9 protein-coding genes are annotated in these 10681 nt (G+C 36.8%); 4 read left to right on the top strand and 5 right to left on the bottom strand.

The genetic code is table 11. The features are described 5' to 3' along the window. Positions 1-183: 183 nt before the first annotated feature. From carB to Q0N70_RS07550, 3 genes are all read right to left on the bottom strand, one after another. On the bottom strand, positions 184-4419 hold the full coding sequence (carB, locus tag Q0N70_RS07560) for a carbamoyl-phosphate synthase large subunit (protein ID WP_294015459.1): 4236 nt from the start codon (positions 4417-4419) through the stop codon (positions 184-186). Positions 4420-4480: 61 nt separating this feature from the next. Then, entirely contained in the window at positions 4481-5800 is a 1320-nt protein-coding gene (locus Q0N70_RS07555) for a carbamoyl phosphate synthase small subunit (protein WP_294015457.1), read from the bottom strand. Positions 5801-5852: 52 nt separating this feature from the next. Next, entirely contained in the window at positions 5853-6227 is a 375-nt protein-coding gene (locus Q0N70_RS07550; protein WP_294015455.1) for a hypothetical protein, read from the bottom strand. A gap of 130 nt (positions 6228-6357) precedes the next feature. On the opposite strand from Q0N70_RS07550, the gene Q0N70_RS07545 reads away from it, so the two are divergent. The 4 genes from Q0N70_RS07545 (at position 6358) to Q0N70_RS07530 (ending at position 9282) form a co-directional block, all read left to right on the top strand. Further along, positions 6358-7107: a TIGR02757 family protein gene (locus tag Q0N70_RS07545; protein ID WP_294015453.1), complete on the top strand. Its 750-nt coding sequence runs from the start codon at positions 6358-6360 to the stop codon at positions 7105-7107. A 31-nt stretch (positions 7108-7138) separates the two neighbouring features. Continuing rightward, positions 7139-7450 (top strand): YhbY family RNA-binding protein, encoded by a 312-nt coding sequence (locus tag Q0N70_RS07540; protein ID WP_294015451.1) that lies wholly within the window; start codon positions 7139-7141, stop codon positions 7448-7450. A gap of 8 nt (positions 7451-7458) precedes the next feature. Continuing rightward, positions 7459-7854 (top strand): cytidine deaminase, encoded by a 396-nt coding sequence (cdd, locus tag Q0N70_RS07535; protein ID WP_366774798.1) that lies wholly within the window; start codon positions 7459-7461, stop codon positions 7852-7854. Positions 7855-7929: 75 nt separating this feature from the next. Continuing rightward, complete coding sequence (locus tag Q0N70_RS07530) at positions 7930-9282, top strand: GntR family transcriptional regulator (protein WP_294015445.1); 1353 nt, start codon at positions 7930-7932, stop codon at positions 9280-9282. Here the strand turns inward: Q0N70_RS07530 and Q0N70_RS07525 are convergent. Both Q0N70_RS07525 and Q0N70_RS07520 read right to left on the bottom strand, forming a co-directional pair. Then, positions 9279-10034, bottom strand: a complete 756-nt coding sequence (locus Q0N70_RS07525; RefSeq protein ID WP_294015443.1) for a hypothetical protein — start codon at positions 10032-10034, stop codon at positions 9279-9281. The genes Q0N70_RS07530 and Q0N70_RS07525 overlap by 4 nt on opposite strands. A 2-nt stretch (positions 10035-10036) precedes the next feature. Beyond that, positions 10037-10570, bottom strand: a complete 534-nt coding sequence (locus Q0N70_RS07520; RefSeq protein ID WP_294015441.1) for a GNAT family N-acetyltransferase — start codon at positions 10568-10570, stop codon at positions 10037-10039. Between the last annotated feature and the right edge of the window lie 111 nt (positions 10571-10681).

The raw sequence follows: 10681 nt of genomic DNA, 5'->3' as shown, positions 1-10681 counted from the left end.
CTTGTGAAAATATTCCGCTTCGCTTCATATTTTCACGGGCTCACGAGCCCGATAACATAAGAAAGCCCATGAGAATTATCTCATGGGCTTTTCACTTTTAGTTTTTATTTTGTCAATTCAAAAATTACAACAGATTGCCGTATCAAACACGGCAATGACAATTAATTTCATCAAAATCCAAATTTATATTTCAACTTCGCCTTGGTAGCACATTTTTGTGTTTCCCGTAAGCAAGACAGTTTCGCCTGTATATTTTACAATCAAATTTCCGCCGCGGACTTTTACTGTTATATCTTGATTTATAGGAGAAAATCCGTTTATAACAGAAGCAACCGCAGCCGCACAAGCTCCAGTTCCACAAGCCAAAGTTTCGCCGTTTCCGCGCTCCCAAGTACGCATCTTAAGCTCGTTCGGACCAACAACGCGCACAAATTCTGTGTTTGTCTTTTCCGGGAAAACTGAATGGCTTTCAAACAAAGGTCCAATTTTTGCAACAGGCTCTTTGTCCACAAACTTGCTGAAAACAACGCAATGAGGATTTCCGACATTTACACAGGTAACTCTGTATTCGTTTTCCGCAACAATCAAAGGCGCATTGACAACAGCTTTCTTTGGAAGAACAGCATTTTTGTTTTCTTCATTCAAGCCGCAATTTGGAACATCGACAGCAACCAAAGACGTTGGAATTTCTTCGCTAGAAAAAAGAGGCTTTCCCATGTCAACTGTAACAGAAGTAACTTTTCCGTTCTGCTTATACAAAACCAGAGTTTTTACTCCGCTGCCAGTTTCAATTGTGATTTTTTCAGTCGCATCGGTTTTCTTTCCGTGTTTTTCCTGAATTCCCTTTATGTTGTTGTCGTAAAGATATTTTCCAACACAACGGATTGCATTTCCCGCCATTTTTCCTTCTGTTCCGTCAAGATTGAAAAAGCGCATTTTTGCATCGGCAATTTTGCTTTCTTCAATAAGAACAAGAGAATCCGCGCCAATTCCGCCATTTCTTCTGTCGCAAAGACGAACCGCAAGCCCTGCTGGATTTTTTACAAGCTGATTCATTGCATTTATAACAATGAAGTCGTTTCCTGTTGAATCCATCTTGTAGAAAGTAATTTTTTGCTTTTCTTCCCTAAGCTGATTTATATCTACAAGCTCGACATTTTCAGCTGTATATTTTGACTTTAGGCAGTTTGCAATGGCATTTGCTGTATCAATTGCTGTAAGACACGGAATGTCGCGCTCAACTGCATGGCGTCTCATGCGTACAGAATCTGCGCGTGGATCTCTTCCTTTTGCAGAAGTCGAAATCACGTAGTCAACTTTTCCAGAATCAAGCAAAGACAAAAGGTTGTCGTTTGGATTTTCATGGATTTTATTTACAACTTCAACTTCCATTCCAAAGTCGCTGATTGTTTTTGCATTTCCTTCTGTGGCATAAAGCTTAAATCCCATGTCATAGAATTTCTTCGCCAAGTCCGGAAGCTCATAGCGGTCAGTTTTTCTTACGCTGAACAAAACTCCGCCGCTTCTTTTCATATTGTAGCCTGCGCCAATCAAGCCTTTAAAAATAGCCTCTTCCATTGTAGAAGCAATTCCCAAAACTTCACCAGTAGACTTCATTTCAGGTCCAAGATGAGTATCAACGTCCATCAGTTTTTCAAAACTGAAAACAGGAACTTTGACTGCAAAATACGGAGGCAAACGGTAAAGTCCAGTTCCAAATCCCATGTCCTTTACTTTTTCTCCAAGCATTGCACGAACAGCCAAATCAACCATAGGAACATTTGTAACTTTTGAAATGTAAGGAACTGTGCGGCTTGAACGCGGATTCACTTCAATAATGTACAAATCATTGTTGTAAATAAGATACTGAATATTTACAAGACCTTTTGTTCCAAGCGCCAAAGCAAGTTCTCTGGACTGATTTATAATTTTTTCACGCAGAATATCGTTTAAATTCCAGCTTGGATAAACCGCAATGGAATCTCCTGAGTGAATTCCTGTGCGCTCAATATGCTCCATTATTCCCGGAATAAGAATATCTTTTCCGTCGCAAATAGCGTCAACTTCAAGCTCTGTGCCCATCATGTACTGGTCAATCAAAACCGGATTTTCAATTCCCTGGGCAAGAATAATCTTCATGTATTCCTTTACATCGTCATCGTTAAAGGCAATAATCATGTTTTGGCCGCCAAGAACATAAGACGGGCGCAAAAGAACAGGGTAGCCAAGTTTCTGAGTTGCTTCCAGAGCTTCTTCCTCTGTAAAAATTGTAAGTCCTTTAGGGCGGTTTATATGAAGTTTTTCGCAAAGCTCTTCAAAACGCTCACGGTCTTCCGCAAGGTCAATTGAATCTGCGCTTGTTCCCAAAATACGAATTCCCTGGGAATCAAGGAATTTCGTAAGCTTAATTGCAGTTTGCCCGCCAAAAGCAACAACAACTCCAACAGGTTTTTCTGTGTTAATAACGCTCATAACGTCTTCTGGAGTCAGCGGCTCAAAATAAAGGCGGTCACTTGTATCAAAGTCAGTAGAAACGGTTTCTGGGTTATTGTTTATTGTAACAACATCATAGCCAAGCCGTTTTAAAGCCCACACGCACTGAACGGAAGCATAGTCAAATTCAATTCCCTGTCCAATGCGGATTGGTCCTGAACCAAGAACGATAATTGTTCCTTTTGATGATTTCTTTCCTTTTTCTTTGCGCTCATCAAGGAAAATGCGGGCTTCATTCTGAGAATCATAAGTTCCATAAAAATACGGAGTTTCCGCATTGAATTCTCCAGCACAAGTGTCAACCATTTTGTAGACAGCAGGAATATGGGCAACTTTTCCTTGTTTTACAAGCTTTGCAGCTTCTTTTGCTTCCGAAAGAATTCCAGAAGCTCCAATTATTTTTTGTCCTGCAAGCTCCTGAATAACCTTGTCTGGATAACCAGCATTTTTTGCAGCTTTATAAAGTTCCGGCGTGAATTCTTTTTCTCCAGCTTTGACTTTTGCAAAATCTTTTTCCATAAAAGCCAGATTTTCAAGCTTAGCAAGAAACCACAAGTCAATTTTTGTAATTTTATTAATCTGAATTATTGAAAGGATATTTCTCTTAATTGCCTGGAAAATTGCAAAAATACGCTGGTCTGTACATTCGCCAACACGTTTTTCAATTTCCGCATCGCTCATTTCAACAAAAGACGGAAGGTTTAAGCTTTGAGCTCCAACTTCTGCTCCGCGGACAGCCTTCATAATCGCCTGCTCAAAAGTCTGGCCAATAGCCATAACTTCGCCAGTCGCCTTCATCTGTGTTCCCAAGTCACGCTTTGCATAAACAAACTTGTCAAACGGGAACTTCGGCATTTTTACAACAACGTAATCTAAAACAGGCTCAAAGCAAGCCGCAGTTTTCTTTGTTACAGCATTCGGAATTTCATCAAGCGTATAGCCAATCGCTATCAAAGTGGCAACTTTTGCAATAGGGTAGCCAGTAGCTTTTGAAGCAAGGGCAGAAGAACGGCTTACACGCGGATTTACTTCAATTACCGCATACTCAAATGAATTTGGATTCAATGCAAACTGGCAGTTGCAGCCGCCTTCCATTCCAAGGCTAGAAATAATATTCAAGGCCGCAGAACGCAGCATCTGGTATTCCTTGTCGCTCAAGGTTACAGTTGGAGCAATTACAATGGAATCCCCAGTATGAACACCAACCGGATCAAAGTTTTCCATAGAGCAGACAGTAAGAACGTTTCCCGCGCTGTCTCTCATAACTTCAAATTCTATTTCTTTCCAGCCGGAAATACATTTTTCAACAAGAATTTGATGAATAGGGGAGCGGTGAAGTCCGTTATGGGCAATTTCGTCCATTTCCTCGTCATTGTGGACAATTCCGCCGCCAGTTCCTCCCAAAGTAAACGCAGGACGGATAATTGCAGGATAGCCGATTTCATTCTTTACAAAATCAAGGGCATCTTCATAAGTTGTAACGACTTTAGACGGAATGCAAGGTTCTCCAATTGCAAGCATTGTGTCCTTGAACATCTGGCGGTCTTCTGCCTTGTCTATAGTTTCTGGCTTTGCGCCCAAAAGTTTTACGCCGTGCTTTTCAAGGAATCCAGATTTTGCAAGCTCCATGCTCAAAGTAAGTCCGGTTTGTCCTCCCAAAGTTGAAAGAAGTGAATCCGGCTTTTCTTTTTCTATAATGCGCTGAATTGTCTCTGGAATCAAAGGCTCAATGTAAATCTGATCAGCCATTGTATGATCTGTCATCAAAGTAGCTGGATTTGAATTTACAAGAACAACTTCAAGTCCCTGTTCCTTTAAAGCCTTGCAAGCCTGGCTTCCCGCATAGTCAAATTCCGCAGCCTGACCTATAATAATAGGGCCAGATCCAATAACCATAACTTTGTGAATATCTTTGTTAAGCGGCATAATTTTTGCTCCCGTGCCAAATATCAGTTAAAAAGAATATATTCCAGTACCCGCAAACCGCTTATTTTGCAGCTTTTTTATGCGCAGAAGTATTCTTTATAGTTTTTGCAAAGTACTTGATTGAATCGATTCTTTCAAATTTCGCCTCAAAATTTTTAAAATAATCATGGTTGTTTATAAGGCGAACAAAATCATCGAACAAAAATCCTGTATCAAGAGGACCTGAACAAGCTTCCGGATGGAACTGCACGCTGAACGCCGGAATCTTTGTATAAATGATTCCTTCGCAAGTTCCGTCATTTGTATTTACAAAGCTCAAGACTGCATTTTTTGGTAAAGTGTCGTTTTTTACAGCATATCCGTGGTTCTGGCTTGAAATATAAACACGGCCAGTAGCAAGATATTTTACAGGCTGATTTGCACCGCGGTGTCCATACTTAAGCTTGGAAGTATCTGCACCCATTGCCAGCGCCAAAAGCTGATGTCCAAGGCAAATTCCAAAAATCGGAACTCCTGACTTTGCAATCTTTTTGATTTCTTCGATAATTTTTACATTTTCTTTTGGATCGCCAGGTCCGTTTGAAAGCATGATTCCATCTGGATTAAGCGCAAGAATTTCTTTTGCAGTAGCAGAACCTGCAACAGTAACAACTTCAAATCCTCTTTTTAAAAGCTCTCTGCGGATATTAGCCTTTGCGCCAAAGTCCCAAAGAACAACTTTTTTTCCTTTTCCGTCCTTCATGGCAATGGCAGGATCATTTTCCTTTGTGCCGTCAGAACGAACAGGAACAAATCTGTATTCCGCAGACTCCTTGAAAACGACATCGGCAGGCTCTTCTATTTTTGAAGCATTGCAAGTTACACTTTCAACCGCATCTTTTATTTTGTATGATTTGATTTTTTTAAGAAGTTTTGCTTTTTCTGTCTCGGATTTCAATGCTTTTCTGATGCTTTGGGCTTCTTCTCCATCGCCTGAAACAATCATTCCGTTCATAACGCCTGTTTCACGCAAGATTTTTGTCAAAGCCCTAGTGTCAATTCCGCATAGTCCGATTATTTTTCGCGCCGCAAGGAAAGTGTCCAAGTCGTATTCGCATCTAAAATTGGAAGGAATCTCGCAGACAGACCGTACTATATAGCCTTTTACATGGACATCCGCGCTTTCAAAATCCTTTGAAATAACGCCGTAGTTTCCTATTAAAGGAAATGTCTGGGTTACAATCTGACCGTAATAACTGGGATCTGTTAAAGTTTCCAGATAGCCATTCATGCCGGTAGTAAATACTGTTTCGCCAACAACACAGCCAGTTGCGCCAAAACTTTCACCTTCAAAAACCTGTCCATTTGCAAGGAGCAAAAATGCTTTAGTAGAGTCTGTCATACTAAAATCTTAGTATACATTTTTTTTCTATTTATGTACAGATGAAGAAATTCTATTCTTTTTGAGAGTAAAGCCAAAAGTATTCATCAGAATTTGTTGTTTCAAAAAATATAATGCATGAATAATTTTCTTTTATATACTGAATTTGAGAATCAGTTAAAAAATCAAGTTCACTAGCCAAGTCGTCTTCATCAACAGTTTCTTTTTCATAAGTTCCGGCTTTTGTATAAAGCAGACATTCAGCTCTGCACTGGTCAATTTGAGATGATGAATAGTATCTAAATTTTTCATAAACAGTTTTAGAAATTATACCGCCTTCAAGCAAATAGCTTTGTTCATCATCATCGCTGTCATCTTTACAACCTAAAGCAAAAAACACAAAAAATAAAGAAACCAAAACAGCCGAAATTTTAGCAAAGTTTTTCATAAATTCTCCTAAAACATGAAAATAATTACTTTCATTTTACCCCCCCCCGGAGTTTTGTCAAGCCAAAAAGTAAAATTTCTGCTAATTTTTAAACATTGAAAAATAAAAAGAAAAAATCTAAACTGACATTATGGCTATTTCATCTGAACTAAAAGAAAAAATTGTCTTTCTTGCGCAAAAGTACGAAACAAAAGATTTTCTGGAAAAAGACCCTTCTAAGTTTATGCACAGATACAAATCAATTAGAGATCAGGAAACTGCAGCCTTTATTGCGGCAAACATGGCGTTCGGTCAAAGGGTACAGATTTTGTCCCATATAGAACAAATACTGGCTCAAACAGACTGTCCCTCACAATGGGTACAAAAAGAAGGTTACAGAGATTTTTTTACACAAGGAAATAAGTCATTTTACAGAATGTACACTCACAATGATTTTTTACTTTTCTTTGATACTCTAAAATCAATGCTGGACAATTCTGACACCATAGGAAACTTTATCTGCAACCATTATAATGGAGGTTTTCTACACGAAACAATCTGTTCACTTTTTCCAGAAAACTGCGCCTTGATTCCTCATTCAAAAACTACAGCCGCAAAAAAAGTAAACATGCTTTTAAGATGGATGGTTCGCGACAATTCACCAGTTGACCTAGGACTTTGGAGCTCTTGGTATAAAAAAGAAAATCTTTTAGTTCCGCTGGACACACACGTAATGCAAGAAGCCACAAAAATGGGAATTCTGTCCCCATCTTCATCAGGAAAACCAAAATCTGCAACCATAAAAACTGCAATTGAACTTACAAACGCAATGAAAGAAATTTTTCCATCTGACCCTGTAAAATCGGATTTTGCGCTATTTGGACTTGGCGTAGACATTTGACTTTAACACAAACCTCGGATAAAATATTTATATGTTAGAACTTACAAGCAAACAACGCAAAATACTTGAAAAAGCCGCCCACAATCTTGATCCTATCGTTATAATAGGACAGAACGGAGTTACAGATTCCCTTGTGCAGATGGTTTTAAATTCTCTTAAAGCGCATGAACTTATAAAAGTAAAATTCAATGAGTACAAAGAAGACCGCGCTGAATATGCAAACGACATAGCTTTAAGAACAGACTCAACTCTTGTCAGAATAATCGGAAACGTAGCGATTTTTTTCAAGGAAAATGAAGATCCTTCAAAAAGAAAAATAAAGCTTAAAAAGGCAGCAAAATAATGGAAAAAATCCTCATAGAAAAACTTATAAAAAAAGCAATCGAAATGCTAAATTTCAGCTATGTTCCATACTCGAATTTTCATGTTGGAGCGGCTCTTTTAACTTCCGAAGGCGAAATATATACAGGATGCAACATTGAAAACGCAGCTTACGGACCAAGCAACTGCGCAGAAAGAACCGCAATTTTTAAAGCTGTAAGCGAAGGAAAAAAAGAATTTGAAGCAATTGCAGTTGTCGGCGGAAAAAATAGGAAAATAGAAGACTTTTGTCCGCCATGTGGAGTTTGCCGCCAAGTTCTTGCTGAATTCTGTAAAAAAGACTTTAAAATAATCTTGGCAAAATCTACAGATGAATACAAAATAATGACTTTGGAACAACTTTTGCCGGAAAGTTTCAGCTTATAATTTGCTTTTTTGAAAATCATGTTTTATAATATCTAATGCCTTTTTATGGGTACAGATAAAATTTGGAGTGGCTTTGTGAACAATTTTGAAATAAAACTGGACAAGACAAGCAAAGTAAAGCTTTATCATCAGCTTTATTTATTTTTCGTAAATGCAATCGAAAACAAAGAGATTCCAGAAGAAACAAAGCTTCCTTCAATTAGAACACTTTCAGTAGACTACAACATAAGCCGAAACACAGTAACAAAAGCCTACAGCGAACTTGAATCAAACGGCTACATTTATTCTCTTTCTAAAAGCGGATTCTTTGTAAAAAATCCAAGCAATACAGAACCAAATCTTCATTCCAAAGAAAAAACTGAAGATGAAGGAATTCCTACTGTTGAATCAATAATAAAAGAACGCAAAAAAGAAAAATCTGAAGAAAAAAGCGACTTTGTAACAGAAAACATTGATGCAGACAGTTCTGTTTTAAAAAATTCAGGAACTTTTATTTTGCCCGATCCTTTTTCCACTGAACAGGAAGAACAAAATTCTGTTTTAAAACTGCCTTCAGATAATAATGAAAAAACAATTCTGATGAACACAGGCGACCTTGTAAAAGCCTCACCAGAAAAAAGAAAAATACTTTCTCCAATAGAAGATTATGTTGAATCAGCAAAAACCGCCATAAAAGAAAATAAAAATCTCTTGGAAGGAAACAAAATTCCAGATTTAACCGGTGAAGCACCTCTAAGAATAGCAATAGCCGCATTTTTATATAAATTTCATCATTTGGAAGTAAATCCATCGCAAGTTGTTGTTTCTTGCAATAAAGCCGATATTTTATTTAAACTTCTTCTTTTAGATGAATTCAAAAATCCCAAGAGCAGTTTGCACGGACTTTTGCACCTTGCAGAAAAATCAATCCGTCCAAAAGAAATAAAACCATGCATTGCAGTTCCGCAGGGATTTCATTCTTCTCTTACAGATGTTTTTTACGCGGCAAATATAAAAACTACTGAAATTCCGTTTGACTCAAAAGAATCCATTGCCGCACTGCTAGAAAAAAGCGGAGCAACATCAGCATTTATTTACTCAAAAAACACAGATTCAAAGAAGAAAAAGCAGGAAATTCTTGAATGGGCGGCAAAAGAAGATTTCAGATATATAATTGAATACGACACATCTACAGAAATATCTGGCTCTGACTTTGTTTATAGCCAAGATTTTAACGGAAAATGCATTTATATTGAAAATTTTTCAAATCTGATTTCGAAATCAATAAATACGACGGCGGCAATTCTTCCAAAGAAAATTTTAGAAAGCTACAAAAATCAGTACCAAAAATTCGGCTGTCCGCTTTCTATTTTAAGCCAAATGGCAATCGCTGATTTTTTGATAAAAGACAAACTCATAAATTATTTGTCCAGCATAGAGCAAATTTAAGAGCCAAATATTTCGTTTTTATGAATTTTTCCGATTTCTTCAAGACAGTTTTTTAGAGGAAGATTGCTGTTTTTTCTAAATTCATTTAAATCTATAATAAATCTGTTCATTGAAAAATGCTGGTATACAAGAACTTTATTCCAAGAACTGTACCCTTCATATTGCTTTTTCAACTCATCTCTGTACCCATTAAAAACTCCATTTTTCTTAAGTTCAGAATATCCAACAAGCCATAATTCCGGAAAACCATCTTCTGCATTATAAAAAAGTCCATTATGAAGTTCAAATGCAAGCTGAGCCATTTTTTTCTGGCTTTCATTTACAAGATCTACAATTTCTTTGCTTCCATTTTTTAGAATATATTTTAATTGAACAGTTTTTGCAGTATGAATAGGAGTTTTGTTCAAAATCAAGACATTTTTTCTAAAATCTGTACCCAATTCTGGATTGCGTCTAAAAAATCCTTCTGCAATTCTTCCGCTTTGTCCGACCAAATATTTTTGATTAGAAGCCAATTGCTCTTCTTTTCCAGGATTATCTCCAATAACAATGAAATTTATTTTGTCAGATTTTTGAACTTCATCATAAGCTTTGTTATAGACAATTGCAGTTTCCAAATTGTAATCTGGAGTATCTTTTGCAGATTCTTTTTGCAATGGGTACAGTTCACTTGAAAACTGGCTCCATTGACTACAAAGATTTTTAAACTCGTCTCTAAATCTCAAAAAAACATTCCATTGCAAATCATTCATTTTTATTGCTCCACATTCTTTCGCATTAAAATTCCATCAGATTTTATTCCGTCAGAAGAAAAAAAATTCTGTATTCGTCCATATTCTATGAAACCGCATTTTTTATATATGTGCAAAGCCGGAATCCAAATTTCATTTACTAAAAGCACAATTTCTTTTATCTGCGGAAATGACTTTATAATTTTTTCTACACTTTCACTGAAAAATCTGTACCCCAATCCGTTTCCTTTGTACTCATTTAAAATTGCTATGGAACTTATATATAAAACTGTACCCTCTTTTTTATGATTTTTCAACGCTGAATGATTTAAAGAAAAGCAACTGTCACCTTTTTGAGGTACAGAATTCCACAATTCAGAAGAAAAATATCCAATTTTTTTGTTTTTTTCTTCTAAAATAAAAAATCCTTCAGGAAATGTTTCTATGCGTTCAAGAAAAACATCTTTGCTTTCTTGAATTTCTTCCGCAAAAGCTTCTTTTTCAATGTTCATAATAGCATTTATATCAAGTTTTGTGACTTTTCTTAAAATTTCCATTCAAACCTCTTTTTACTCAACATAAATTTACTGAATTTTCCACCAATTGTGGAAAACTTGTGTAAATTTATGTGCATTTAAAGGGAATTTTCCACAGATTTATGTGTAAAA

This window comes from uncultured Treponema sp. (assembly GCF_945873775.1).
In the GTDB taxonomy this organism is placed as follows: Bacteria; Spirochaetota; Spirochaetia; order Treponematales; family Treponemataceae; genus Treponema_D.
This window is presented reverse-complemented; position numbering and strand designations above follow the sequence as displayed.